General features: G+C 51.9%; 28 protein-coding genes and 1 pseudogene. 20 read left to right on the top strand and 9 right to left on the bottom strand.

Features of this window, described 5'->3' with window-relative positions:
* Positions 1–5: 5 nt before the first annotated feature.
* Positions 6–962, bottom strand: a complete 957-nt coding sequence (fmt, locus tag IB286_RS01110) for a methionyl-tRNA formyltransferase (protein WP_190761818.1) — start codon at positions 960–962, stop codon at positions 6–8.
* 24 nt (positions 963–986) lie between these two features.
* Positions 987–1,493, bottom strand: a complete 507-nt coding sequence (gene def / locus IB286_RS01105) for a peptide deformylase (RefSeq protein ID WP_190761817.1) — start codon at positions 1,491–1,493, stop codon at positions 987–989.
* 217 nt (positions 1,494–1,710) lie between these two features.
* On the opposite strand from def, the gene IB286_RS01100 reads away from it, so the two are divergent.
* The 8 genes from IB286_RS01100 (at position 1,711) to IB286_RS01065 (ending at position 11,032) form a co-directional block, all read left to right on the top strand.
* Positions 1,711–2,721: a LysM peptidoglycan-binding domain-containing protein gene (locus IB286_RS01100; protein WP_190761816.1), complete on the top strand. Its 1,011-nt coding sequence runs from the start codon at positions 1,711–1,713 to the stop codon at positions 2,719–2,721.
* A 95-nt stretch (positions 2,722–2,816) separates the two neighbouring features.
* Complete coding sequence (gene dprA / locus IB286_RS01095) at positions 2,817–3,887, top strand: DNA-processing protein DprA (RefSeq protein WP_190762664.1); 1,071 nt, start codon at positions 2,817–2,819, stop codon at positions 3,885–3,887.
* Positions 3,888–3,971: 84 nt separating this feature from the next.
* Positions 3,972–4,541: an L-threonylcarbamoyladenylate synthase gene (locus IB286_RS01090; RefSeq protein WP_190761815.1), complete on the top strand. Its 570-nt coding sequence runs from the start codon at positions 3,972–3,974 to the stop codon at positions 4,539–4,541.
* A gap of 44 nt (positions 4,542–4,585) precedes the next feature.
* Positions 4,586–5,485, top strand: coding sequence for an oxygen-dependent coproporphyrinogen oxidase (hemF, locus tag IB286_RS01085; protein ID WP_190761814.1), 900 nt, complete (start codon positions 4,586–4,588; stop codon positions 5,483–5,485).
* Positions 5,485–6,312: a shikimate dehydrogenase gene (aroE, locus tag IB286_RS01080; protein WP_190762662.1), complete on the top strand. Its 828-nt coding sequence runs from the start codon at positions 5,485–5,487 to the stop codon at positions 6,310–6,312. Before hemF ends, aroE begins: the two co-directional genes overlap by 1 nt.
* Positions 6,313–6,331: 19 nt before the next feature.
* Positions 6,332–7,294 carry a calcium/sodium antiporter gene (locus IB286_RS01075; protein WP_190761813.1) on the top strand — a complete coding sequence of 321 codons (963 nt, stop codon included), beginning with the start codon at positions 6,332–6,334 and terminating at the stop codon, positions 7,292–7,294.
* Positions 7,295–7,438: 144 nt separating this feature from the next.
* Positions 7,439–9,451 (top strand): DUF1800 domain-containing protein, encoded by a 2,013-nt coding sequence (locus tag IB286_RS01070; RefSeq protein WP_190761812.1) that lies wholly within the window; start codon positions 7,439–7,441, stop codon positions 9,449–9,451.
* Between the two features lie 9 nt (positions 9,452–9,460).
* Entirely contained in the window at positions 9,461–11,032 is a 1,572-nt protein-coding gene (locus tag IB286_RS01065; RefSeq protein ID WP_190762660.1) for a DUF1501 domain-containing protein, read from the top strand.
* On the opposite strand, the gene IB286_RS01060 is transcribed toward IB286_RS01065, so the two are convergent.
* Positions 11,029–11,589, bottom strand: coding sequence for a gamma carbonic anhydrase family protein (locus IB286_RS01060; RefSeq protein ID WP_190761811.1), 561 nt, complete (start codon positions 11,587–11,589; stop codon positions 11,029–11,031). The two genes, IB286_RS01065 and IB286_RS01060, sit on opposite strands and share 4 nt — an antisense overlap.
* A 112-nt stretch (positions 11,590–11,701) precedes the next feature.
* Between IB286_RS01060 and IB286_RS01055 the strand changes: the two genes are divergently transcribed.
* The 5 genes and pseudogenes from IB286_RS01055 (at position 11,702) to IB286_RS01035 (ending at position 15,350) form a co-directional block, all read left to right on the top strand.
* Positions 11,702–13,747 (top strand): M3 family metallopeptidase, encoded by a 2,046-nt coding sequence (locus IB286_RS01055; RefSeq protein WP_190761810.1) that lies wholly within the window; start codon positions 11,702–11,704, stop codon positions 13,745–13,747.
* Complete coding sequence (locus IB286_RS01050) at positions 13,747–14,034, top strand: YheV family putative zinc ribbon protein (RefSeq protein ID WP_190761809.1); 288 nt, start codon at positions 13,747–13,749, stop codon at positions 14,032–14,034. The genes IB286_RS01055 and IB286_RS01050 overlap by 1 nt, the downstream gene beginning before the upstream one ends.
* 100 nt (positions 14,035–14,134) lie before the next feature.
* Complete coding sequence (locus tag IB286_RS01045; protein ID WP_190761808.1) at positions 14,135–14,521, top strand: SpoIIAA family protein; 387 nt, start codon at positions 14,135–14,137, stop codon at positions 14,519–14,521.
* A 432-nt stretch (positions 14,522–14,953) separates the two neighbouring features.
* A pseudogene (locus IB286_RS15765) lies at positions 14,954–15,148 on the top strand (BrnT family toxin); the annotation flags it as partial.
* Positions 15,141–15,350, top strand: a complete 210-nt coding sequence (locus tag IB286_RS01035) for a BrnA antitoxin family protein (RefSeq protein WP_190761807.1) — start codon at positions 15,141–15,143, stop codon at positions 15,348–15,350. The pseudogene IB286_RS15765 and the gene IB286_RS01035, both read left to right, overlap by 8 nt.
* Before the next feature lie 3 nt (positions 15,351–15,353).
* Here the strand turns inward: IB286_RS01035 and IB286_RS01030 are convergent, their stop codons facing one another.
* From IB286_RS01030 to IB286_RS01010, 5 genes are all read right to left on the bottom strand, one after another.
* Positions 15,354–15,761, bottom strand: coding sequence for a CBS domain-containing protein (locus tag IB286_RS01030; RefSeq protein WP_190761806.1), 408 nt, complete (start codon positions 15,759–15,761; stop codon positions 15,354–15,356).
* A 57-nt stretch (positions 15,762–15,818) separates the two neighbouring features.
* On the bottom strand, positions 15,819–17,024 hold the full coding sequence (locus IB286_RS01025) for a saccharopine dehydrogenase family protein (RefSeq protein WP_190761805.1): 1,206 nt from the start codon (positions 17,022–17,024) through the stop codon (positions 15,819–15,821).
* Between the two features lie 186 nt (positions 17,025–17,210).
* Positions 17,211–17,636: a CBS domain-containing protein gene (locus IB286_RS01020; protein WP_190761804.1), complete on the bottom strand. Its 426-nt coding sequence runs from the start codon at positions 17,634–17,636 to the stop codon at positions 17,211–17,213.
* Between the two features lie 104 nt (positions 17,637–17,740).
* Positions 17,741–18,619 (bottom strand): pirin family protein, encoded by an 879-nt coding sequence (locus IB286_RS01015; RefSeq protein ID WP_190761803.1) that lies wholly within the window; start codon positions 18,617–18,619, stop codon positions 17,741–17,743.
* An 8-nt stretch (positions 18,620–18,627) separates the two neighbouring features.
* Positions 18,628–19,230, bottom strand: a complete 603-nt coding sequence (locus IB286_RS01010; protein ID WP_190761802.1) for an FMN-dependent NADH-azoreductase — start codon at positions 19,228–19,230, stop codon at positions 18,628–18,630.
* Between the two features lie 94 nt (positions 19,231–19,324).
* Here IB286_RS01010 and IB286_RS01005 point away from each other — a divergent pair, with 94 nt between their 5' ends.
* The 5 genes from IB286_RS01005 (at position 19,325) to IB286_RS00985 (ending at position 25,036) form a co-directional block, all read left to right on the top strand.
* On the top strand, positions 19,325–20,221 hold the full coding sequence (locus IB286_RS01005; RefSeq protein ID WP_190761801.1) for a LysR family transcriptional regulator: 897 nt from the start codon (positions 19,325–19,327) through the stop codon (positions 20,219–20,221).
* Positions 20,222–20,716: 495 nt separating this feature from the next.
* Positions 20,717–21,883, top strand: coding sequence for a cytochrome c oxidase subunit II (gene coxB, locus IB286_RS01000; protein ID WP_190761800.1), 1,167 nt, complete (start codon positions 20,717–20,719; stop codon positions 21,881–21,883).
* An 11-nt stretch (positions 21,884–21,894) separates the two neighbouring features.
* Entirely contained in the window at positions 21,895–23,448 is a 1,554-nt protein-coding gene (ctaD, locus tag IB286_RS00995) for a cytochrome c oxidase subunit I (protein WP_190761799.1), read from the top strand.
* A gap of 12 nt (positions 23,449–23,460) precedes the next feature.
* A complete protein-coding gene (locus tag IB286_RS00990) occupies positions 23,461–24,021 on the top strand; it encodes a cytochrome c oxidase assembly protein (RefSeq protein ID WP_190761798.1) in 561 nt (186 codons plus the stop codon).
* A gap of 37 nt (positions 24,022–24,058) precedes the next feature.
* On the top strand, positions 24,059–25,036 hold the full coding sequence (locus IB286_RS00985) for a cytochrome c oxidase subunit 3 (protein ID WP_190761797.1): 978 nt from the start codon (positions 24,059–24,061) through the stop codon (positions 25,034–25,036).
* Positions 25,037–25,113: 77 nt separating this feature from the next.
* Here the strand turns inward: IB286_RS00985 and IB286_RS00980 are convergent, their stop codons facing one another.
* Positions 25,114–25,365 carry a DUF2909 domain-containing protein gene (locus tag IB286_RS00980; protein ID WP_190761796.1) on the bottom strand — a complete coding sequence of 84 codons (252 nt, stop codon included), beginning with the start codon at positions 25,363–25,365 and terminating at the stop codon, positions 25,114–25,116.
* 45 nt (positions 25,366–25,410) lie between these two features.
* Here IB286_RS00980 and IB286_RS00975 point away from each other — a divergent pair, with 45 nt between their 5' ends.
* Positions 25,411–26,154 (top strand): SURF1 family protein, encoded by a 744-nt coding sequence (locus tag IB286_RS00975; protein WP_190761795.1) that lies wholly within the window; start codon positions 25,411–25,413, stop codon positions 26,152–26,154.
* Complete coding sequence (locus tag IB286_RS00970) at positions 26,155–26,772, top strand: hypothetical protein (protein WP_190761794.1); 618 nt, start codon at positions 26,155–26,157, stop codon at positions 26,770–26,772.
* The last annotated feature ends 19 nt before the right edge of the window (positions 26,773–26,791 follow it).

Genomic DNA, 26,791 nt, shown 5'->3' with positions numbered 1-26,791 from the left:
TTTGTTCATCCTAAAATCGTGCCGGGTTTGAAAGATTCTGCACGGGAGTTCAGTACTTCTGCGGCGCTTAATTGTTTGCCACCGGGCAATTGTAGGCGCTGAATAGCGAGGCTGCCCTGCCCGCAGGCCACCACTATTCCAGCTTTGTCGGCGCGTAAAATGGTGCCGGCTTGGCCTGATTCGGCTAATACCTGCACGTGCCAAATGCGTACCCGGTCATCACCCAAAGTGGTGTAACAGATTGGGAATGGGATAAACGCGCGTATGCGGCGGTCGAGGGTGGCGGCATCTAAGCTCCAGTCGATCTCGGCTTCCTGCTTCTCAATCTTGCTGGCGTAATTACTCAGGCTGTCATCTTGTACTTCTGGCTTGGCGGTGCCGGCCTGCAGTTCTCGTAATGTTTCTAAGAGCGCCGGGCCGCCCAGCTCGGCAAGTTTGTCGTGCAGGGAAGCGGCGGTGTCATCGGCGGTAATATCGCAATACTGTTTGTTCAGCATCGGGCCGGTATCCAGTCCGGCCTCCATTTGCATAATAGTGACCCCGGATTCGGCATCTCCGGCTTCAATAGCCCGCTGAATCGGTGCGGCACCACGCCAGCGCGGCAATATGGAGCCGTGCACATTAAGGCAACCCAGGCGCGGAATATCCAGTACCGCTTGCGGCAGAATCAGGCCGTAGGCGACCACGACCATGACGTCGGGCTGGAGTGCGGCTAACTCATTGTGGTCGGCTTCATTCTTGAGGTTCAAAGGCTGAAATACCGGCAAACCGGCAGCTTCGGCGCAGGCTTTTACCGCGCTTGGCAGAGTTTTTTTGCCGCGTCCGGCGGGCCGGTCTGGTTGGGTGTAAACCCCAATAATCTCGTGCTCGCCGCTGTCGATGAGCGCTTGCAGATGATGGGCGGCAAAATCCGGCGTGCCGGCAAAGACCAGCCGCAGTGGTTTATTGGCAGTAGAATTCATGAGGTGTTCTTTTGAATTGGGGGCTCAGGCCTGACGCTTGTGCTGTTTTTCCAGCTTGTCGCGGATGCGGTTGCGTTTCAGCGGCGAGATGTAATCGACAAATAATTTGCCCAACAAGTGGTCGCGCTCATGCTGAATACACACGGCCAGCAGCCCTTCTGGCTCGATTTCAAAGCTGTCGCCATTGCGATCCAAGGCTTTTACGCGAATGTGGCGAGGGCGCTGAACCGACTCATAAAAACCGGGTACGGATAGGCAGCCTTCGTCGTATTTGAAGATTTCTTCGTCTAGTACGGTAATTTCCGGGTTGATAAACACCAGTGGTTCGCTGTTATCCTCGCTGACGTCAATCACTACAATCTGTTCGTGTACATTGACTTGGGTGGCGGCTAGGCCGACACCGGGGGCGTCGTACATGGTTTCGAACATATCGTCGATCAGGGTGCGAACCCGGTCATCAACCTCGACCACGGGCTTGGCCACTGTGCGTAGCCGGGGGTCGGGGAATTCGAGAATTTCTAGGATTGCCATAACGATTGTGACCGAGTTGTCGTGAAAGTTTTAAAACACTTGCTAAGATATTACGGTAATAAGGATTTTCCAGACTAGATTGCATCGCTGTTCGCGTCAAAAATGATGGGATCAGCCATCTTTCATGGAAAACTTTTATATTATACCTTGTGCTGGGGCGGAGTTCTGCCAAAACGGTATTGTCAGGCGGCCACTGGGCGCGGATAAGGACTAGAAAATGAAAAAAGCAGTTCTGGGATTGTGTTTGGGCTTGATCATGGCGGCCAACGCCGATGTACTGTCTCTCAAGGCCGGGCATCCGCAAACCTATGTGGTGAAAAAGGGCGATACCCTTTGGGATATCTCCGCCATGTATCTTGAAGACCCGTGGTTGTGGCCGGAGTTGTGGCATTACAACCCGCAGGTGAATAACCCTCATCTTATTTATCCCGGCGATGTGCTTAATCTGGTGTGGATCGACGGCAAGCCGCGTTTAGTCAAAGGCAGCGGTGTCGTTAAGCTCGACCCGCAGATGCGTATTTCCGATGTTGGCAGTGCCATTCCTTCTATCCCGCTGGATGCGGTGGCGCCCTTCCTGAGTCGTAGCCGTATTCTGACTGAGGATGAGCTCAAGGCGGCACCCTATGTGTTGGCTGGCGAGCGCGGCAATATTGTTGCTGGTGCGGGCGACCAGATTTTGGGTCGCGGCAATTTTGGTCAAGAAACCAACTATGGCATTTACCGTATTGGTCAACTCTATCGTGACCCCAAAACTGGAGAAAAGCTCGGCGTTGAGGCGATTGATATTGGCGGCGGGCAGCTGCAATCTCTTGAAGGTGATGTTGCCACTATTGATCTGCACCGCAGCACCCAAGAAATTCGTCGCGCCGACCGTTTACTCCCACCCGAAGAGCGCAAACTAAACGCCCACTTTGAACCGAATGCGGCACCGGAAGGGGTGGATGGCTACATTATCGCGGTTGAAGGTGGTTTGACTCAGATTGGCAGCATGGATGTGGTGACTCTGAATTTGGGCGAGCGCAACCAAGTTACAACCGGCGATGTGATGGCGATTTATTCCCACGGTATTTTGGTGCGCGACCCTATTACCAATGAGCGCATTAAGGCACCGGATATTCAGGCGGGCATTTTGATGGTGTTCCAAAGCTATGAAAAATTGAGTTATGCCTTGGTACTCAAAGCCGAGCAGTCACTCAAAGTGGGCGACCGGGTTTCGTCGCCGCGCTAATCGGACATTTCTGCACTAAACTGATCAACTGCGGCGAGGCCTAAGTGCCTTGCTAACAATAAGTAAAATGCCACAGGCAAGGATGCAATGTGGATATGACGCCTTATCGCTGGCTGCACTGCCAGCAGTCCCTCGGTTTAACTGACACTCAGCTACGGGTCATTATGATGGCCGGCGACGCTGATCGTCAGTTACTGCTACACAAGCAATGGGCACAATTTCAGCAAAATCTTGAAGATGACTCCGCCGCGAAAAATCTTCGCGCACAGCTTGAGCGCCAAGATATTTCGCTATTAAGCCTTAATCAGCCGGCTTACCCTGCCCTACTGCTCGAAATATCCGACCCACCGCCACTCTTATTTTGCCGTGGCAGAAAGGCCTTGTTCGACAAGCCCTGTATTGCATTGGTTGGCAGTCGTCGTCCGAGTCGAACCGGCGAGCGCGATGCGGAGGCTTTTGGTGCCGCCCTTGCTGAAGCGGGATTTTGCGTGGTCAGTGGTATGGCGTTAGGTGTGGATGCAGCCGCACATCGGGGCGCACTTAAAGCTGGCGGCAGTAGTTTGGCGGTGCTGGGTTGCGGGGTTGATGTGCCCTACCCGCGCTCTAATATGGAGCTGTATAAGCAACTGGCAATTTCTGGCCAGATACTGAGCGAATATCCTACTGGCGCACCGCCATTGCGCCACCAATTTCCCCGGCGCAATCGTTTAATTAGCGGTTTATCTTTGGGCGTGTTGGTGGTGGAGGCGGCGGAAAGAAGTGGCTCGCTCATTACCGCCAGGCTGGCGCTAGAACAAAACCGCGAGGTCTTCGCCCTTCCCGGATCTATTCACAATCCCTCAAGCCGAGGCTGCAATGCCTTGATCCGGCAGGGCGCGCAGTTAGTGGAAACGGTAGCGGAAATTATTGAGGCGTTTTCCGGCTGGGTCATGATTGAGCCGCCTCAACAAAAACAAGAGCAGCTTCATCTAAATGACATAGACGCGGTAGACAATGACACTCCCGAAAACGAGGTTTATCAGCATCTGGATTTTGAACCACAAACGCTGGAATCGTTGGCACAAAAATCCGAGCTGCCTATAGCTGAATTGCTGGTGCAGCTCAGCCAGTTGGAAATGGCTGGCTGGGCGGAAGTTCGCGGTACTTATTGGTTGCGAACGCGCTAAATTCGCAGGCTGTTCTGGCTCTTGCAATTCGGGGTGGGCTTAAGTACTTTGGCGGCGCCTCCTGCATCCGGGAAATTCCAGCCGATGAGCGCTTTATTCAGCCATTACCGATTACACACTGCGGCCACCGTGCTTAAAAACGGCGGCGTGGTTTCCCACCCCACGGAAGCGGTTTGGGGCTTGGCCTGTTTGCCCGATAATCGCAAAGCGGTGGAAAAAATTTGGGAACTCAAAAGCCGCGACCCAGCCAAAGGCGTATTGCTGATTTGTGATGATGTGCGCCGCTTGGCACCACTCCTAGATGGCTTGCCCGAAGATGTCCGTAACACACTAGCGGCCAGTTGGCCGGGGCCGAATACGTGGGTAATCCCTGATCAGCAATGGGCGCCGGTTTGGGTGCGCGGTATTCATCAAAGTGTCGCGGTTCGGGTTACCGATCACCCATTGGCAGCGGCCTTGTGCAAAGCTGCCAACAGTTGTCTTGTCTCCACCTCGGCTAATCCCGCTGGCCGCGAACCGGCGCGCACGCAACATGAAGCGCAGGCCTATTTTGCTAAGGGTGTGGATTACTATTTGAGTGGCGCCTGCGGCGATTTGGGACAACCCACCACAATACGCGATGCGCTTAGTGGTAAAATACTGCGCGGAAGTTAAGCCGGTGCGGAAACACCCGCAATTGGCTCGCAGGGAATAGGATAATGAGCACGATTGATATCGACGCAGTAAAAAACTATCTGTTGGACTTGCAGGATCGCATTTGCGCGGAACTGGAGCAGGCTGATGGCGTTGCCAAATTTGTAGAAGATGACTGGGGCCGTGGTCGCAGTCGGGTGATCACCAACGGTGCGGTGATTGAAAAAGGCGGCGTGAATTTCTCTCATGTTAGTGGCGATGCCATGCCGGCCAGTGCCTCGGCACATAGACCAGAACTTGCCGGTCGTCGTTTTCAGGCGATGGGCGTCTCCTTGGTCATCCATCCCGAGAATCCTTATATCCCCACCAGCCATGCCAATGTCCGCTTTTTTGTTGCCGAAAAAGACGGCGAAGATCCGGTTTGGTGGTTTGGTGGCGGCTTTGATCTCACACCCTATTACGGTTTTGAAGAAGACTGCCAACACTGGCATCAAACCGCAGCGGATGCCTGTGCGCCCTTTGGCGACGAGGTTTATCCCAAATACAAAAAATGGTGTGACGAGTATTTCTTTCTCAAGCATCGCAACGAATCGCGCGGCATCGGCGGTCTATTCTTCGATGATTTGAATGAGGGCGGTTTTGAGCGCTGTTTTGCGTTTATGCAGGCGGTGGGTAATGCCTACACCCAAGCCTATGTGCCGATTATCCAACGCCGTAAAGCTATGGCATGGGGTGAGCGCGAGCGCGATTTTCAACTGCATCGCCGTGGCCGTTATGTGGAATTCAATTTGGTATTTGATCGCGGCACCTTGTTTGGCTTGCAAAGTGGTGGGCGCACCGAGTCGATCCTGATGTCGATGCCGCCGCTGGTGGCTTGGGATTATTGCTGGGAGCCGGAGGCTGGTTCGCCCGAGGCAGCACTGACGCGAGACTTTTTACCGCATCGGGATTGGTTGAACGGATGATGGAAAAACTCGATCAATATGCGGTGTTTGGCAATCCGATCAAACACAGCAAGTCGCCCTGGATTCACGCGGCCTTTGCCGAGCAGACCGCTCAGCAAATGCATTATCGCAGTCATAAAGTGGAGCTGGGTCGTTTTGCCGAGGCCGCTCGCCAGTTTTTTGATAATGGCGGCGCCGGGCTGAATATTACCGTGCCGTTCAAGCTGGATGCCTTTGAATTTGCAGATGTGCTGAGCGATCGTGCTCGCCTTGCTGGAGCGGTAAACACGCTGGCTCGCGCGGAAGATGGCAGCATTTACGGCGACAACACCGACGGTGTCGGCATGGTGCGCGATATTCACGATAATCTCGGTTGGACTTTTCCGGGCAAGCGTATTTTGGTGTTGGGTGCCGGCGGTGCGGTGCGCGGTATTCTTGGGCCTTTGCTCAAGCAACAGCCGGCCAGCATCGTGGTGGCGAATCGCACCGTAGAAAAAGCACAGGCACTGGTGGAGATTTTCAGTGCCCGTGGCGAGATCTCGGCCTGCGCCTTTGAGCATCTTGCCGGTCAACAATTTGACCTGATTATTAATGGCACCAGCGCGAGTTTGAGCGGTGATTTGCCGCCACTGCCGCGACAGATTATGTCGGCAGAAGCCTGTTGCTACGACATGATGTACGGCGCTGACCCCACTCCGTTTATGCGTTGGGCGGCATCGGAAATGGCGTGGGCGGTTTCTGATGGCTTAGGTATGTTAGTTGAACAAGCTGCGGAGTCGTTCTGCATCTGGCGCGGAATTCGTCCAGAGACCAAACCGGTTATCGAACAATTGCGTCACTCTCTCTAATTTTTGGAATCAATAACCCATGATTTTTACCTTGGCAGCCATTCTTCTCGGGCTTGTATTACTGGTGTGGAGCGCCGATCGCTTTGTTTTGGGCGCCTCGGCCACCGCATCGATTTTGGGTGTTTCCACCTTGGTAATCGGTATTCTGGTGGTGGGTATCGGCACCTCTGCGCCAGAAATGTTGGTGTCTGGTATTGCCGCCTATCAAGGGCAAAGCGGCCTGTCGGTAGGTAATGCGCTGGGCTCTAATATCACCAATATCGGCCTGATTCTGGGCCTTACGGTGCTGTTTATTCCGCTGCGGGTAAAATCAAAATTGATTACTCGTGAAATTCCTCTGCTGCTGATTGTCATGGTGCTGGGTTTTTTCCTGGTTCGCGATGGCAACCTCTCCCGTTTCGATGGTTGGATTTTAATTGCCGGTTTTGTTGCCGTGGTATTCCGTCAGATTTGGGAAGCCAGACATGCCGACAACGATGAACTGGAAAAAGAGCTGGAAGAAGAAATTCCCCACGACATGAGCTTGGGCGTGGCGCTGGGTTGGTTATTGCTCGGCTTAGTTTTGCTTATGGTATCGGCGCGGATGCTGGTTTGGGGCGCGGTCGATCTCGCCGAGTATTTTGGCATCAGTGATTTGATTATTGGTTTGACCGTGGTTGCCATTGGCACCAGCTTGCCAGAACTTGCCGCTTCTGTTGTTGCCGCGCGTAAAAACGAACACGATATTGCCATTGGCAATGTGGTTGGCTCCAACCTCTTTAATCTGCTGGGCGTAATGGCCCTGCCCGGTATCATCGCCCCCAGCGATATTGATCTCGCGGTGGTGAGTCGTGACTACCCGGTGATGTTGTTAATGACCGTAATCTTCTATCTCTCCGCGCTTGCCAGCCGCAAAGGTCGTAAAATCAGCCGTATAGAAGGCGGTGGTTTCTTGGCCTTGTATATTGGCTACACCGCCTATCTGGTGTATTCCTCGATTTAATTTCCCTGCCCTAGATTTTGAATGTGGTGAAATTTCGATTTCGCCACAAATTTCCCTGAATGTGACAAACCTCTCCCTTGGGAGCTGGCTTTAAATCTAGAGTTGCGGCATCGTTAGAATCTAACGAATTGGCTAGGTGGTTTTGTGTTGCGCTCTTACTCATTGCTAAATATGCGCTGGCTTATCCTTATTGCTGTGCTGAGTATGCTCGGCGCTTGCGGAGGGGGTTCTGGCGATAGCTCAGAAACCGCAGAAAACAGTTTTGGTTCGATTCAATCAGGTTCGGGCGGGGCGGCTAGCCCGAGTTACGAACAAGCCTATCGTTTTTTACGTCAAGCGACCTTTGGGCCAACACCTGCGGATATTGAACTGGTTATTGCCCGCGGAATTCCCGCTTGGCTGAATGCGCAAATGGCGATGAGTTCAGCCTACACCTCGCCGAATGATGCCCGCAAAACCCATCTTGAGCGCATGATTGAAATTGCCACAACATTGGAACCGCGAGCCGGTTGGTTTATTGAAAAGCCGGCGGGGGCTGATGGTCAGAAAATCTTCTTTGGCGGTGCCTCGGGTTTTGCCGACAGTTATCAGATGAGCGCGTGGTTTGAAAATGCGCTGCAAGGCCAAGATCAACTGCGCCAGCGTGTGGCCTATGCACTGAGTCAGATTTTGGTTACCTCTGCCAGTGATCCGCAATTGGAGCGAAATGCTGAAGCGCTGGCACATTTCAACGATATTTTGGCCCGTCATGCCTTTGGGAATTTTCGAGAGCTCATTGGTGATGTAGCAAAAAGCCCTGCGATGGGCGTATTTCTCTCGCATCAGGGCAATGAAAAAGCCAGTGCAGATGGAGTAACCCTGCCCGATGAAAACTTTGCTCGTGAATTGATGCAGTTATTCACCGTGGGTTTATACCAACTCAACTTAGATGGCTCGCCAAAGCAAACGGCAGGTGGCGACTATATTCCCACCTATACCCAGACCGACATCGAAGAAATGGCCAAGGTGATGACCGGCTGGGATCTTCGTCATAACAATCGCTACGGTAATTTGTTAGGCGATTACACGCAGGCCATGGAGTTTAATCCTGACCATCACCAGCTTGAGGATAAGCAGGTAATGGGCGTCAGCATTGCGGATGATGGTGCGGGCAGCGATCTGGAAAATGCCCTGGATATGTTATTCGAACATCCAAATGCGGCGCCGTTTATCAGCAAGCAATTGATTCAGCGCTTGGTTAGTTCAAATCCCTCGCCGAACTACATTGCGCGTGTTGCGGGGGTATTTAATGACAATGGCCGGGGTGTGCGTGGCGATTTGGCGGCGGTGGTGCGCGCCATTTTATTGGATGATGAAGCGCGCAGTGATGGCGCGGCCGCGCAAGCAGAATTTGGTAAGGCGGATGAGCATTTGCTGGCGTTTACCCGTTTGTTGAGGGCTTTTAAAGTAAGGCCTGTGGATGGTTGGCAGATCAACTCTGAAAATGGTCGGGTGCCGGCTAGCGGTATTTATTTCTTTAATGGCATAGAGTCTTTACTGGGTCAGGGGCCACTGCGCTCGCCCAGCGTTTTTAATTTTTACGACCCGGATCATGTGCCTCAAGACAGCTTCTATCGCGGCACTAATCCTCAGCGGGTGTTGCCGGAAATGCAGCTCCGCTCCGCTAATAATATCGCCTATCTGTTTGAGCTAAGCCGCTTAAACCGACATATGCTTGAGCTAAACGAACTGAATCGCAGTAGTGGTTCGGTGCAGGCTTACGTTGCCGACCGCAACCAAAAAGGCAATGAGCAGTCTGGCAATTGGAATGGCAGTCGCGCTTTGGCGCTGATCGATTTTGCGTGGGCGCTGAAAACATTAGAGCTGGCGCTAGAAGGTGACAGCAATGGAGACTTCCTCTCCATTCATGACACAAATGCCGATGAAAACGGACTCACACCAAAGCAGCGTGGCTTGGCCGCAATGTTAGATGAACTGGAGCTGGGCTTACTCGGCAAAAAAGCGCTAACGGAAAGCAGTCGAGCCCAGTTGCTGGATTATCTGGATACTGCCCCCTACTTCAATGTGAATAAAGACCCCGCGCAGGAAGCCATTCGGGTGGTTTCGGGGGCGGTGCAATACCTGTTTATGTCGCCAGAAAATATGGCTCAACACTGAGGACGAGGCATGACTAATTTAAAACGACGCCAATTCCTCAATATGTTGGCCAGTGCTGGTGCGGCGGCGAGTCTCGGCGGCACAACATCGTTATTCCCCTCCATTGCGCGTGCGCAACAGGTGGATGACTACAAGGCGATGGTGGTGCTGTTTCTGCTTGGCGGCAATGATTCTTTCAATATGATGGTGCCGCTGGGTGATGGCAATAATGGTTACGAAACCTATGCGCTTAGTCGCGGGGCGATGGCGATTAATAATTTGTCATTGAATCCGGCTTTAGGTCAGCGCACCGATACCGGCAGCAACCCCTATTTATCTGCGACGGATGCTACGTCTTACACCAAGGGTGTGTATAAGTTTGGTGACGTAGGACTAAATGGCATGATGCCGGAAGTGGCTCAGCTGATTACCGATCGCCGCGCCTCTATTGTGGCGAATATGGGCACCTTGGTTGAGCCGGTGAGTAAAGATACGCTCAAAACCTCACGCTTGCCGCCCTTTCTCTATGCCCACAATCACCAGCAGCGCGCCATGGAAACCGGTTGGGCAGATAATCTGAATGCCGGTGGTTGGGCCGGGCGTTTGGCAGATATGTGGGGCGTGCACAATAACGCCATCAATAATGGTTCGCCCCTGGGTATCAATATTTCCTATGCCGGGGCGCGGCGCATGTTAACCGGAGACAATAATAGTCCGGTGATATTGCAGCCCGGCAGTACTCAACTATTCCCCTCGGAAAATGGCAGTGGCTTTAGCTTTGATTTGTTTGCTGAAATGAATCGCGCCACCGCTGGCGAGCAGCCCTTGAGTCGAGTGTTAAAAGCGGCCAATCGCAGCACTATCAGCTTGGCAGATACGCTGGCTCTGATTGATCCAGCGGCCTTTGATCACCTTACTGATCCTTACGGTAATGTGTTGTTTACAAGCCCCACGGCACAACAGCTAAACCTGTCGCGTAGCATTAATGGCAGTGCCTTGCGCGGCGCCAAGGCGGCGGCGGAAATGATTAAGTTGGGCAATGAGCTGAATTTGGGTCGGCAAATAATCTTTATTGGTATGGGTGGGTTTGATAACCACAGTGGCCTGCTGAATCAACATCCCTTATTGCTGCGTGAAATCAGCCTAGCCATGTGGAGCTTTCAGCAGGCGATGGATTCACTGGGGCTTGCTGAGCAGGTCACCATGTTCACACTGTCGGATTTTGGTCGCACACTGGGCAATAACGGTGATGGCACAGACCACGCTTGGGCAGGCCATAATCTATTGGTTGGCGGCGATGTTAATGGTGGCGCCATGATTGGTGAAATGCCAGATATGCGGCTCGGTGGAGAAAGCGACACCGGCAGTAAAGGCCGCATGATACCTACCATTGCGATCGACCAGTATTTGGCAACCCTGTGCAATTGGTTTGGCGTTACGGATGAAGAAATGCCGGGCTTATTTCCCAATCTGGCAAATTTCAAAAGTACGCCCACCGCGCCAATTAGCAGCGCCTATGTGCCGGGGATGTTAAATTCGCAGGGCACCGTTGGCGGCTCGGGTATTCCAATTATCGATTTATTGTTGAGCTTGCCGATTTAATTTCCAGACAGCGAAGCAATATGCCGATCTTTCAGCTTGGCGTAATTCGCTGAGCTGTAGCAGAAGTAGCTCATTTCTTTTTCGCTGAGTGCGCGCACCGCTTTAGCGGGGCTGCCGACATATAAAAAACCGCTTTCCAGTTTTTTGCCGGGCGGCACCAGTGAGTTGGCGCCCAGCACGACATCGTCTTCAATCACCGCGCCGTCCATCACAATACAGCCCATACCAATCAACACGCGGTTGCCAATGGTGCAGCCGTGCAGTGTCACGCTGTGGGCCACGGTGACATCATCGCCAATCGTGAGTGGGTAGCCGTCTGGATTGTAGGGCCCGGCGTGGGTGATATGCAGAATGCTATTGTCTTGAATGCTGGTGCGAGCGCCGATACGGATGCGGTGCATATCGCCTCGAATTGTGGTGTTGGGCCACACGGAGCTGTCTGCACCGAGCTGCACATCACCGATCACCACTGCGCTGGGGTCAATAAATGCGCCCTCTCCCAGTTGCGGGGTGTGGCCTTCAAATGGGCGAATATAATTACTGGCGAGATAGCTCATGGTGGATTTCCAATCTTGAAAGAGTGCGTAACAAGGCCCGCGATCCTGCTAGCTCGGGCATCAGTTCTGGTATGCTAACGTCATATTTGAACGATTTTAAGAGTTCGTCACCATGTCTTTGCAAGCAAGCCTGCCAAAATTCTCCACCCTCGACCCTAAAACCTTTCCCGCCGATTGCGAAACGCTATTAAGCAGCGCACGAAAAGAAGTGGCGGAATTGGTTTCAAATAGTGTTGCGCCCAGTTGGCAGAATTTAATGGCGCCGCTGGAGAATATTAACGACCGTATTGAACAGTTTTGGTCGCCGCTTAGCCATTTGCATTCGGTTATCAGTGGCGATGCCTGGCGTGAATCGTACAACCAGTGCTTGCCTTTGCTGACGGCCTATAACAGCGAAATGGGACAGAACAAGCCCTTGTATGAGCGGGTTAAGGCCTTGGCAGAAAGCGCGGATTTTGCGGCCTTGGATCAGCCACGACAGCAGGCAGTGAAAAATCTGCTGCGCGATTTCACCCTGTCAGGTGTTGGATTAGAAGGTGAGGCGGCAAAACGCTTTGCCGATATTCAGCAGCGCTTGAGTAAGCTCTCCACCGATTTTTCCAACCATGTGTTAGATGCCACCGATGGCTGGGAAAAATTTGTTGAAGATGAAGGCCAATTGGCGGGTGTGCCGGAGTCGGCAATGGCTATGTTGCGTGAAGCGGCCGCTAAAAAAGAGCGCAGCGGCTATCGCCTGAGTCTGGATATTCCCTCTTATCTGCCAATTATGCAGTACGCGGAAAACCGCGAACTACGCCGCGAGCTGTACGAGGCCTATGTTACCCGTGCGTCTAAACTGGGCCCTCAGGCTGGACAGTGGGATAACGGCCCGCTGATGGTTGAGATTATGCAGCTCCGCCAAGAATTGGCCGCGTTATTGGGCTTTGCCAATTACGCCGAAGATTCTCTGGCCAGCAAAATGGCAGAAAGTCCCGAGCAGGTGGTGAGCTTTCTGGAAGAATTAGCGGTGGCCAGCCGCCCGATGGCACAACAGGAGTATGAAGAGCTTAAAGCCTATGCTGCCAAGCAGGGCTTGGGTGATTTAAAGGCCTGGGATGTGCCTTTCTACAGTGAGAAATTAAAAGAGGCGAGTTACGCCATTTCTCAGGAACAACTGCGGCCTTACTTCCCGGTAAATAAAGTGATCGAGGGGCTGTTTAAGGTTTGTTCCAGCTTGTTTGACATTGAGATTCGCGAGTTGGTGGGCGTTGATATGTGGCATGACGATGCCCGCTGTTTTGAAATCAGTCGCCATGGCGAATCGATTGCCGCTTTCTATCTCGATTTATTTGCCCGTCAAAATAAGCGCGGCGGAGCGTGGATGGCCGACTGCCGTGGCCGTCGTCGCCTTGACGATGGCAGTCTGCAAAAACCGGTCGCGTTTCTGGTGTGTAATTTTACCCCGCCGACCAGCGAGCGCCCTTCTCTGCTAACGCATAATGAAGTGACCACCCTGTTCCACGAGTTTGGTCACGGCCTACACCATATGCTGACGCAAATAGATTGTTTGGCAGTGTCGGGTATTAATGGTGTGGCTTGGGATGCGGTGGAATTGCCCAGCCAGTTTCTTGAAAACTGGTGCTGGGAGAAGTCAGTCATCCCCGATATTTCAGCGCATTATCAAAGTGCTGAACCGCTGCCAGAAGATATGCTGGATAAACTATTGGCCGCCAAAAATTTCCAGTCCGGCATGATGATGTTACGCCAACTGGAATTTGCCCTGTTTGATTTCCGCCTGCATATGCAGACTAAGATCACCTCGGAAGAGGCTATTGATGCGGTGATGGACGGTGTTCGTCAGCAGGTTTCTGTGTGGATGCCGCCAGCATTTAACCGCTTCCAGCACAGCTTCAGCCATATTTTTGCGGGGGGTTATTGCGCGGGTTACTACAGCTATAAATGGGCGGAAGTGCTCTCTGCCGATGCCTTCTCCTTGTTTGAAGAGCGCGGCGTAATGAATCCGGAGGTGGGGGCTCAATTCCGCCGGGAAATTCTAGAGCGCGGCGGTTCTGAAGCGCCGGCAGAATTGTTCAAACGGTTCCGGGGTCGCGAGCCTGCCAATGATGCCTTGTTGCGTCACAGCGGCATTACCCCTGCGCAAGCGGTGGGAGGCAAGTAATGGCAACGGAATTTCGTCCCCGCCGTTTTATTGCTGGCGCGGTCTGCCCAAAGTGCGCAGAGATGGATAAATTAGTGATGTACCGGGTATCTGATTCTGAGCAAATCCGCGAGTGTGTGCGCTGCGACTTTAAAGAATCCATTTACGATGACCCGCAAGCACCAGAGGAAATCAGCACCCGGGTGAATCAACCTAGAGTGGGCGAAAAACCCCTCGCTCACGAAGATGAAATTACCGTGGTGTCTATTATCGATCCTTCTTCGACAAAGACGCCGCGAAAGCACTAAGCGACCATCGTTAACCGCATCGGTTCAATGGTAATTTTAGGATAGCCAAGTACAAATTACGCTCTATACTTAGAGTCAATTATCGCTTGGAGGAACGGCAATGCTGGAAGTCCTGCCAATAGCATCTCCCGATTTAGTGGGAGTGCGCGTAAAAGGCCCAGTGGATCATCAGGATATGCTCAATATGCTGGATGAATTTCACAGTAAAGTGGGCAAGGACGAAAAGCTGGCCATGTACATCGAAATAGAAAGTTTCGATGGGTTTTCCCTGCGCAATTTCTTGCGCGAACTGCGCCTGATGTCGGAAGAATATACCCGCCTCACCCGCATCGCATTGGTATCAGAATTAGCCTGGTACCGTCGATCGGCAATGATTCTCGGGCGCCGCCTGCCCAATACCAATCTTGAGCATTTCACTCCAATTCAGCGCGATGAGGCTTTGATTTGGGCTTGTGAGGATGAATTGGAAGAATACGAAGAAATTTAAGAAACCACTGATTCATTACCTGCGTTGCAACGGCGGCGTTAAAAAATGACCTTAAAATGCTCATTTACACTGCGTAAACTGCGCTTTTTCGGCCATTTTTCCTTGCCGTGGCGGCCTCGCCAACATGAATCATGTGATTTCTGTTGATTAATTGCTGCGCTCCGGCGATGACTAACCTTGTATCGCTCGCGACATTAATCTGGAATTGTAAATAAAAATGTCGTGGCGGCCTCGCCAACATGAATCATGGGATTTCTGTTGATTAATTGCTGCGGGCGTTACATGACGGCACCGTCACCTTGACCTTCCTCTCCGTGTAACTACAATGTAGTTATGTCTAATATGGTATTCGAGTGGGATCTTGCCAAGGATTCCTCTAACCAAAAGAAGCATAAGGTTTCCTTCGAAGAGGCCTAATCCGCTTTTACAGATCCATTTGCTCGAATCATTAGTGATCCCGACCATTCTGATGAAGAAGATCGTTTCATTCTTTTGGGTAGTAGCATCCATTCTAGGCTTTTAGTTGTTTGCCATTGTATTCGTGATAACGAAAGCATCCGCATTATCTCTGCGAGAAAGGCAGATAAACGAGAACATTTGATATACGAGAGTTTCCGTCATGCGTAAACATTATGATTTCTCTGATTCAAAGCCCAACCCCTATGCTTCTAAGCTCAAGAAGCAGATCACCATTCGGATTGATGAAGATACAATCGAATATTTTAAGGCGATGGCAGAGGAAAAAGGTCTTCCCTATCAAGGCTTGATAAACCTTTACCTAAGAGATTGTGCTCAAACTCATAGGCAGCTGAATCTCGAGTGGCAATGAAGGCTAGCCTTGTTTCTTTAGCCAGCGCATTACGTCGCGCCAAGTAATTATCCCTAGTGGGCGCTGCTTTTCATCCACGATAGGAACACAGGAAATCGGCTGGTCGGCCATCAGGGCGATGGCGTCGGTTATAGGTGCGCCGCTTGTTAGGGTAATGGGCTGCCGCGCCATGATTTGGTGAACATGTTTGTTAAGGGTGGCGATGTCTTTGGCAGTTTCGGCGGGGGTGCCAAGGTTGGGGCTAATGGCTCTAAACAAGTCTCGATCTGAAAGCACGCCAACTAGCAGGCCCTCTTCCACCACTAATAAATGGTGAAAGCCGGTGCGGGAAAATATCTGCCGCACAATATCCAGGTGGTCATCCAGACTCACGCTGACTAGCCGGGTACTCATCAGTTCGTCTACGGTCATTAACGCGCCTCCCTTGCGCTGATTTTCTACCGCTTGATTGTCTAACTCAACTTTTCGCTATTTGAGCACTTCAAAGCTTAGGCCGGCGTGATTTTCCAGCCGGGTCACTAATGATTCACCCAAGCCGCTGGCGGTAGTCCAAAAACCGCCGGCTAGCTGATCCTTGTCTTTAACGAGGCAAATTGCCGATTGCGCCAGCATTTTTGCGGTAGAGCCGTAACCGGGGTCGCGGTCGCCGGTCACTTTACAGCTCAGGGTTTTACCGCTGGCGGTGGTGCCGGTAAAGCGAATATCAAAGAAGCCTTCCAGTTGTTCTTTGGGGCTGGGGCCTTCGCCGGGTTCGGGCAGGATTTTGCCAAGCAGCCAGCGGCCGGGGGCTAATGAGGCGGTCAGCATAAAGCTGGCTAATCCCGCTCCGCCCGCCATTGCCTTGAGGCGGCCGCCAAAACCGGCGCCAGTCGATTGCGCTTCGTCGTAGCTAAAGCCAGTGCCGTAAAGTGGTGAAAGTAAGTGCTCGCTACGCATAACGACTCGGGTATTAATGGCGCCCATAAAGAAGGGAATTTCCCAGCGGCCGGAGTCGGAATCTTTGGTAAACATGGGGTTGTTGCGCTGGCGAGTCTTGCTGATGCCCTCTGGGCACAGCATGTAAGGATCGGCCATTTGCTTGCGCAGCGCCGGGTTTTTCGAGGCTTCTTCTATCACATTCATCAGGCTGGCAATGGTGCCCCCAGAGAGACCGCCTTTGGCCGCTTTTACCTGCATATGAATGTTTTGGCAGGGTTCGCCAAACTGCTTAATGCTTTGTTGTTGGGTGAACCACACGCCCATATCCGAGGGAATGGAGTCAAAGCCGCAGCAGTGAATAATGCGCGCTCCGCTTTGCTGAGCGGTGGCTTCATAGCGGTCGATCATGCTGCGAATAAATTGCACTTCGCCGGTAAGGTCACAGTAATCGGTGCCGGTTTCAGCGCAGGCTTTCACCAGCGGTTCGCCGTACAAGGCGTAGGGGCCAACGGTGGTAATGATCAATTTGGTTTGCTGGCACAGCGCGTTCAGTGCGCTGGCGTCGCTAGCATCGGCCACTAAAATATCTTGGGTCAGCCCCAGCTCGGCTTTGACTTGCTCCAGCTTGGTTTTGGAGCGGCCGGCAATGGCCCAGTTTAGAGCGGGCTGTTCTTGGTGTTCTTTAAGGTAGTTGCATAGAATTTGGCCGACAAAACTGGTGGCGCCAAACACCACCACATCGTAGTTGTTATTCATGGAGTTCCTTAATGGGTGTAGTGGGGAGTATCCGCTTTACACTTTTCTCGATCGTTCGAATCAAGCAGCTTTTCGCATTGTCTTAGCCGCCATTCGCGGTCACTGTCGTAATCACTGTTAACGCAAGCAGTAAGCAGTAAAGCGGAGCTCAAAATGAGACAAACAAGGCGCAAAATAGGCTTCCGATCAGGCAATTTTACTCGGGGCGTCGCAGTGAGCGCGGTTTTCCCACAGGGCTTTGAGGATGGCTTTACGTGTGACCAGGCCAACCAGTTCACCGTCTTCAACTACCGGATATTGCTTGGGGCGGTTGTGGTTCATGCTTTCGGCAAGGTCGACAATCGAGGTTTCTGGAGAGACCGTCACCACTTCGGTGCGCATCACTTCTTTCACGCTCGGTGAGCCCTCGCAGTGATAGCTGCTGACCAGCATGGAGTGGATGCAGTCTTGCTCGGAGATGAAGCCGACAATATTGCCAAACTCATTAACCACGGGCAGGCCCATCACGTTGTGGCGGCTTAGGGCATCGATGACGTCGGCAATGGAGACTTGATCGGAAACCGAAGGAGCCGGCTTTTTCATAATCTCACGAACTAGAATACTGCTTGCCATACAACAACCTCACGTATTTATGGGGACAAGAGTTCTTCACTATACCCAAAATCAGCCGATTTCCAACCGAAATCAAATACCCCTTGGGGTTTAATGGATGTGTTTTAGCTTGACTCAGTAAGGCGGCCATCGCGGTAATCTCGCAGCGCTTGATCAATTTCATCCACGGTATTCATTACAAAGGGGCCGTACTGGGCAATGGGTTCGAGAAAGGGTTTGCCGGCGAGTAGTAATACCCGTGTTTCAGTTTGGCTTTTGATTAAACAAGTTTCACCCTCGCTGAGATTGGCGGCGTGCCGTTTGGGGATACTGTGTTCGCCTATCTCGGCCTTCCCTTGGTATACATAACAGAAGGCTTGGTGTTCAGAAGCGAAACGAATCTCGCATTGGCTGCCGGGGCTGAGTGAAATATCAAGGAATAAAGGATCGCTGCTGCGCGGGCGCTGATCCAAGCCATTAAAAAAACCAGTACTTTCCTCGCCTGAGGGAAGGTAATGGGCTGTGCCGGCGATATGTCGAATAGATACGCCTTGGCAAACCTCATGCTTCGGAATTTCACTGGCAGCGGCATCGCGGTAAAACGCGGGCGTCATTTTTTCTTTGCCGGGCAGATTGATCCACAATTGAAAGCCGTGCATCAGCCCTTCCTGTTGCTGTGGCATTTCTGAGTGAATAATGCCCCGCCCCGCCGTCATCCACTGTACGTCGCCGGCGCGTAAATGCCCGCTATTGCCCATATGGTCTTCGTGCAACATATGGCCGTGAAGCATATAGGTTACGGTTTCAAAACCTCGGTGAGGATGGGAGGGAAAACCGGCAATGTAGTCATTCGGGTTGTCGGAAACAAACTCATCGAGCATCAAAAACGGATCGAGCCGGGTGCCGGCCGACTGCCCCAAACTGCGGAACAGTCGCACGCCGGCACCTTCACTCACCGCTCTGGCGGGTATTAATTGACGAACTTGGCGATACGTCGGTTTCATAGCATCACTCAGGCTGCGTGTTGGCGAATAGTGTCTAGCGCGTTTTGTCGGGATTTTTCAGCTATATCGCCGCCCAAAGCAAGATTTTCGGCATAGATAAATTCAAGTTGGGTCAACCCGATCAGGCCGAAGATATGTCGTAGATAATCACTTTGGGTGTCCAGTGCGGTACCCTGATAGCTGCCGCCTCGCGCTGCAATAATGGTGATCTTTTTGTCTTCGAGTAAGCCCTGTGGGCCATTTTCGGTGTACTTAAACGTTTGGCCGGCGCGGGCAATGTAGTCGATCCAGGCCTTGAAGGTTGAGGGTACACCCAGGTTGTACAGGGGCATTCCAATAAGGATTTCATCGGCACTGCGCAGCTCGTTAATCAATTGGTCTGATAAATTAGCGGCAGCGGTTTGGGTGGCATTGCGCTGGCTTGGTTCAAGTTGAAAGCCTTGGAATGTTTCCGCATTTAAGTGGGGAATGGGCTCTAAGCCAACATTTCGCTCGATAATACGCAGACCGGCTTCAACTTCTTGTTTGGTGGATAGAAATTGGCGCGCCAATTGGCTGGATTGGCCTTCTTCGCCATGTAGGCTGCTGCTGATGTATAAGATGGTTTTCATGGTATTTCTCCTCGGTGTGTTTGTATTTAACTATTGATAAATCGAATTAAAAAGCGCATTTTTTACGCCAAACCAATCAGGAAAATAGATATTTATGCGCAGCCCAAGAACCTCATTGGAGCAGTGGTTTTGTTTTTTGGCGGTGGTGGATGAAGGCAGTTATGCCAAAGCTGCTGAAGCTGTAAATAAAAGCCAGTCGGCGGTGACTTATGCGGTGCAAAAGCTGGAGGAGCAGCTTGGGGTGCCGGTGTTTCGTATTGAGGGGCGGAAGGCGGTACTGACGGACGCGGGACAGGTTCTGCACCGGCGCGGGCGAGCGCTGTTAGAAGAGGCCCAACGCTTGGAATCCTCGGCGCGCATTATGGCTTCGGGCGCGGAGCCATCGCTGAGAATCGTGGCGGATACATTGTTTCCGCGCAGTGTGTTGTTGGACTGCGTAAATGAGGTGATGAATCAGTTCCCGGAAACCCGCGTGGAGTGTTTGGAATCGGTATTAAGCGGTGGTGAAGAGGCGCTGCTGGAGCGTCGGGCGGATTTGGTCATTACCGGAATTGTGCCGCCGGGCTTTCTCGGCGACCAACTTTTGCGGGTGCGGTTTGTGGCGGTGGCCCATGCGGAACATTCGCTGCACAAAATGGAGCGCGCGTTGGATTACCGGGACTTGCGGCCCTTTTGTCAGGTGGTTGTTCGGGATACGGGGCAGCGCCGTCAACGCGATTCCGGTTGGCTGGATGCGGCAAGGCGCCTCACGGTGAGCCGCATGGAGGCCTCGGTAGAGGCGGTGTCTAAAGGAATGGGCTTTGCTTGGCTGCCGGAGGTGGCCATTCGGCAGGAGCTGGCCAGCGGTTTGTTGAAGCCGCTGCCCTTGCTTGAGGGTGGCGAGCGTTTTGCGGAGTTATTTATCGTATTGCCCGAGCGAGATTTGGCAGGTCCTGCGGCACTGGCCGCGGAGCGCTTGATTAAGGGGGCGATAACGGCGCTGTCTTGTTAGTGGGTGTGCTGTCGAAAGGCGGAGATCGACGCGTGAGATTTGCCAACATGGTTGTTTAATTCGGCCAAGGCCACAAATATATAAGAAAGAAGAATGAAATTTTTTACCGGCTCAATTCGCGTAAAACTTGAAAAATAGACCATATATTGTGCTTGGATAAAAAATAAACACACAAGATTGTGTTTTGTGTAGAAAAGCGAACCTTATGAAATAGCGACTGACTAAGTCCGTTTGCTTCTATCAGAGTAGCCTTACCAGAATTTTGCGGTTTATAATTGCGGCGTTTTGTCGCACCCAAAGCCAAAATCGGGGTTTGACGACGCGAAAATATGATCGAGAGAGATGACCAGATTCGCCCGCAGGGGTGGATTTGGTGGTCCCTTTTGACCTGATTATAAAAAACCGCATTGGTACTCACATAACAGGCTATATATTTCTGCGTTGCTGCCGGGACGGGCTGAGGGTTTCCTTTTAATGTTTATGGAGACACGGGAGATGCAACAACAAGCGAAGCGGCTGTTAAAGCTGGCGCTTAATCCTGTGCTGGTGCTGCTCAGCCTGATGAGTTCAGGTGTATGGGCCGCAACTGCTGAGAAAGCAGAGCACTGGCGCGGAAATATGACACCGGGGGTGACCGAAGTCGGCCACAAGATCTACGACCTGCATATGCTGGTTTTCTGGATCTGTGTGGTAGTCGGTATCATCGTTTTCGGTCTGATGTTTTATTCGGTATTTGCATACCGCAAAGAGCGTCACTCTGAGCCCGCTACTTTCCACGAAAATACCAAGCTCGAAATCGCTTGGACCGTGGTGCCTTTCCTGTTGTTGATCATCATGGCGGTTCCCGCCACTAAAGTACTGATCGAAGTTTACGACACTGACGACGCGGCTCAGGACATCCTGATCACCGGTTATCAGTGGAAGTGGAAGTACGAATACATCAACCCGAATGGCGATAACGTTACTTTCTTCTCTAATCTGCGCACGCCTGAGTCCGAGATTGGCAACGAAGAAGAGAAAGGCTCGAACTACCTGTTGGAAGTTGATGAGCCCGTTGTTCTACCTGTGAACTCCAAAACTCGCTTCCTGGTTACTGCCAACGACGTACTGCACGCGTGGTGGGTTCCTGAGTTGGCGGTTAAGCGCGATGCGATCCCCGGATTTGTCAACGAAGCGTGGACCAAGCCCACTGAAACTGGCGTTTATCGCGGTCAGTGTGCGGAGCTGTGTGGCCGCAATCACGGCTTTATGCCGATTGTGGTAAACGTGGTTGAGCAAGAAGAATACGACCAGTGGTTGGCCGGTAAACTGGCTGAAGCGGCTGAGTTGAAAGAGCTGATGGCTAAAGAATTCACCATGGATGAGCTGGTGGCGCGCGGTAAGAAAGTTTACGAGCGCAACTGTTTGGCCTGTCACGGTGCCAACGGTGAAGGCGGCGTGGGTAAAGCGATTGCTGGCAGCCCGCTGGCGACTGGCTCAACCAAAGGACATCTGGACGTGATTGTGAATGGTGTGCCCGGCACTGCGATGCAGGCGTTTGGTGGCCAGCTCAATGAGGTCGACCTGGCGGCCGTCACTACTTACCAGCGCAACGCATTTGGCAATAACATGGGTGACATGTTGCAGCCAGTTGATGTCTACAAATTCAAGAAAGGTCAGTAGGGGGATTCGTCATGGCTCACGGACCTGCTAAGGGTTTCAGCCGTTGGTTGTTTACAACCAACCATAAAGACATTGGTACCATGTACCTTTGGTTCAGCTTTGCGATGTTCCTGTTAGGTGGTTCTTTCGCAATGATTATTCGTGCCGAGCTGTTCCAGCCCGGCCTGCAGATTGTTGATCCCGCGTTCTTCAATCAGATGACCACAATGCACGGTCTGGTGATGGTATTTGGTGCCATCATGCCGGCGTTCGTTGGTTTGGCTAACTGGATGATTCCGTTGATGATCGGTGCGCCAGATATGGCCCTGCCACGGATGAACAACTGGTCATTCTGGATTCTGCCACCCACTTTCCTGATTCTGGCTTCTAGCCTGTTCATGGAAGGCGGTGCGCCAAACTTCGGTTGGACGTTCTACGCGCCACTGTCGACCACCTATGCCCCACCAAGCGTAACCCTGTTTATCTTCAGTGTTCACGCCATGGGTATTTCGTCGATCATGGGTTCGATCAACATCATCGCAACCATTGTTAATATGCGCGCTCCCGGCATGACCTACATGAAGATGCCGCTGTTCGTATGGACTTGGTTGATCACGGCCTTCCTGCTGGTTGCGGTAATGCCCGTACTGGCCGGTGCAGTAACCATGATGCTGATGGATATTCACTTCGGTACCAGCTTCTTCTCTGCTGCTGGTGGCGGTGACCCGGTTCTGTTCCAGCACGTGTTCTGGTTCTTCGGTCACCCCGAGGTATACATCATCATTCTGCCCGCCTTCGGTGTGGTGTCTGAGATTATCCCAGTGTTCTCGCGCAAGCCTTTGTTCGGTTACGACTCAATGGTTTACGCAACAGCGTCTATCGCCTTCCTGTCGTTCATCGTGTGGGCTCACCACATGTACACTGTTGGTCTGCCACTGGCGGGCGAGCTGTTCTACATGTACGCCACCATGCTGATCGCGGTGCCAACAGCGGCCAAGGTGTTCAACTGGATCACCACCATGTTCAAGGGTTCTATCACTCTTGAAACGCCAATGCTGTTTGCGATTGCCAAGGTGTTCCTGTTCACCGTGGGTGGTTTCTCTGGTCTGATGCTGGCGATTGCGCCTGCTGACTTCCAGTACCACGACAGCTACTTTGTTGTTGCTCACTTCCACTACACCATGGTTGCGGGTGCGATCTTCGCCTTGTCTGCAGCGGTGTACTACTGGCTGCCAAAGTGGACCGGCAAAATGTACAACGAAGCCATGGGTAAAACCCATTTCTGGATTTCGTTCATTGGCTTCAACCTGACCTTCTTCCCGCAGCATTTCGCCGGGTTGGCAGGTATGCCACGCCGTATCCCTGACTACAACATGATGTTTGCTGACTTCAACATGATGTCGTCAATCGGTGCCTTCATTTACGGTTCGAGCCAGTTGCTGTTCTTGTTCAACATTGTGCGTACCATTACCCATGGCAAGCCTGTGAACAGTGACAAAGTTTGGGAAGGTGCAACTACCCTTGAGTGGACAGTGCCTTCACCAGCGCCTTACCACACCTTCACTACTCCACCAGAAGTGAAGTAAGAGGATAAACACGTGTCGAAAGCGAACGAAAATATTGCAAAAACCGCCGGCAAGCTCAGCGTGCTGGTGGTGGCAATGTTTGCTTTCGCCATGTGGGTGATGCCGCCACTCTATAATGCAATGTGTGATTTGCTCGGCATCAACGGTAAGACTCGCGGCCAATACACGGTTGTAGAGTCCAGCGTTGATACTGAGCGTGTTGTTAAAGTGCAGTTTGTGGCGCAAAACAATGAAATGATGCCCTGGGAATTCGGGCCAAATACCAGTCAGGTTGAAGTTCACCCCGGTGAGCCGGCCACAGTGACATTCTTTGCCAAAAACAATGAAAGTCGCTACATGGTGTCGCAGTCTATTCCCAGCATTGTGCCTTCGCGGGCGGTGGAATATTTCCACAAAACAGAGTGTTTTTGCTTTAACCAGCAGCCACTGGCGGCCGGTGCCTCTGCAGATATGCCGCTGCGATTCATTGTTGACCGTGATCTCCCCAAGGATATTCACGTGATCACCCTGTCCTACACAATTTTTGATGTTACAGAGAGAGCCGCTGCACAAGATTCAGTGGCTGCTCAATAATTAAGGTTTCTCTGCTAGAAGAACGGAGAGTTTATAAATGGCAGGTCAAAGTAATACAGGGCACGAAACCTATTACGTGCCAGAAAGCAGCAGCCTCGCAATCAGAGCGACCATTGGTCTGGTGATGATTGTGTGGGGCGCTTCCCACTATATTGATCACCTGAGCAAGCCAGAAGAGCCCAGCAATGCCGGCTTTATTCTGGTTGCCGGTCTGGTCTGGTTCGCGATTACCCTGTTCTCATGGTTCGCGACCACCATCCGCGAAAACATTCAGGGCATGAACAGCGCTCAACTCAAGCACTCTTATGTGATTGGTATGCAGTGGTTCATCTTCTCTGAAGTAATGTTCTTTGCCGCCTTCTTTGGCGCACTGTGGTACATCCGTAACTTGGCGGGCCCTTGGCTGGCGGGTGCGGGTGCCGGTGATATGAACACTCTGCTATGGCCCGGCTTTGAATACAGCTGGCCGCTGATGGAAACGCCACAGCAAGCCGTTGGTGGTGTTAGCGGACAAATGGCCGCAGGTCACCTGGCAAACAACGGTGCATTCTCAGGCCCGGAACATCACCTGTCATTCCCAGGTTGGAGCAATATGCTGCACTGGTTGCCGCTGTGGAACACCATCGTGCTGCTGACTTCCAGCTTCACTTGCCACGTTGCGCATGTGGGTCTGAAAGAAAATAACCGCAAGAAATTCAATCTGTGGCTGGGTATTACCGTTGGCCTGGGCCTGATCTTCGTTGTGCTGCAATACATGGAATACCATGAAGCACTGGTTGAATACGGCCTGAGTCTGTCTAGCGGTGTTTACGGTACCACCTTCTTTATGTTGACCGGTTTCCACGGTTTCCACGTAATCATGGGTACCGTTATGTTGTTGGTGCAGTTTCTGCGCTCAACCACCAAAGGTCATTTCAATAGTGAAGACCAGTTCGGTTTTGAAGCCTCGTCTTGGTACTGGCACTTTGTTGACGTAGTGTGGGTATTCCTGTTCTTGTTTGTTTATATCCTCTAAACAAAACAGGACGTAAAATAAAAGGCCGGAGCCATATAGCTCCGGCCTTTTTGCATCGGGCTTGTGAAAGTAAAAAATTAAGGCTGATTGAGAACGGCAGAACCTTTTTCGAGATAGCGCTGATCCCAAGGTGCGTTTGAGCCGAGCTGACCGGTGTAGATTCCGTAAATTAGAAAGCCCATTAATAAACTCGCAAGCACTAGGCGAATACTGAGGGTATGCCAGGTTCGCATGGTTGAGCCTTTGTCTTTCATCAGGAAGGCAAGGCTACTGAACAAGCTGATAACCAGCGCGATAAACAACACAACAATGACGACTTTAAGCCACATAGCAAGCTCCTTGGTTTGCCGCAGTATACACAAGAGCGAGTGCAGATGAGCGACAGCGAAAACAGATTGCAATGGCAGCTCGACTGGAAATCGGCGCTGGCGATATTGCTGATTTTGCCTGTGCTTTTGAGCTTGGGTAGTTGGCAGCTGCGCCGGGCAGATGAAAAAGCACTGATACTTGCTCAGGCTGAAAGCTTGCAACAGCAGCCGCCAGTTGCCATCGGCAAGCTTGAGAAGTTTGAAAACTATCGGCCGGTTACCGCTACCGGAGTGTTCGATAGTCAGCGCTATTGGCTGATGGATAACCGTATTTTTCAGGGACGCTTTGGTTATGAGATAATCGCGCTCCTCAAATTGGCGGACGGCCGAGAATTGCTGGTAGATCGGGGTTGGGTTGCCGGCAGTCAGGACCGCAATATTTTGCCAGAGGTCGGTTTTCCCGAAGGTGAGGTGACCCTGCGAGGCGAGCTGTATAAAGGCCTAGGCAAGAATTACTCCACAGGTTTTGAAGCAGAAAAAAAGTGGCCGCGTCGCCAACAGTGGTTGGAAATTGAGACTTTACAGCAAGAGTTTCCTACGCTTCTGCCGACCATGCTACGGCTGGATGCGGCAGATGCGAACGCCTTTGCTGTACAGCGCTTGGTCGTCAATGTCAGTCCGCAAAAGCATACCGGTTATGCCGTTCAGTGGTTTGCCATGGCCTTTGTCTTGAGCGTGATTTTTATTTTGCGCAACACCAATGTGTTGCAAGTTTGGCGCAGTCGAAAAGCGCCCAATATGGACGAATAAATGAATACTGAAGTTAATGCCAGCAATAAGCGGCAACTCACGTTGATTCTGGCAATCCCGGTGCTAGTCGTCGCCTTTTCTAGCGTGATGTTTTTTCTGGCACAGAAAAATATCATCAGCCTCGGCAATATCAATCGCGGTGTTTTGGTACAACCGCCAGCGGAGCTGCCCCTTTTAAAATTAAAGCGCGAAGATGGCAGCGAGTTTCTGTTCAATTTGGCGGAATCGAAGTGGGTCTATATGGTCGCTGGTGGCCAGACTTGTGTTGCTGAGTGTGAGCGCATGTTGTATCTCACGCGCCAGACACATATCGCCTTGGGCAAAAAAACCAACCGTGTTGAGCGGGTTTACCTCGCCTTGGATGGTCAAATTTCCGATGAGTTGAAGGAAGAACTAAAAGTCGCGCACAGCGATATTTCCGTGCTCTATGCTGAGCGCGCCGCGTTTTTAAATAGCCTTCCGCAATTGGACATAAACCCAGAAGCAGCCAATGTATTTTATGTGGTCGATCCACGCGGTTGGTTGATGATGTATTACCAGGCTGAAGATACTGAGCTAATGACTCTGACCAGCTTGGGCAAAGATATTTTGAAAGATATGAAACGTCTGCTCCGTTAACGCAGATATTGTGTGGATT

It is taken from the genome of Spongiibacter pelagi, from assembly GCF_014705705.1.
GTDB lineage: Bacteria > Pseudomonadota > Gammaproteobacteria > Pseudomonadales > Spongiibacteraceae > Spongiibacter > Spongiibacter pelagi.
The sequence above is the reverse complement of the archived record's forward strand: the minus strand, read 5'-3'. Positions and strand labels throughout refer to the sequence as shown.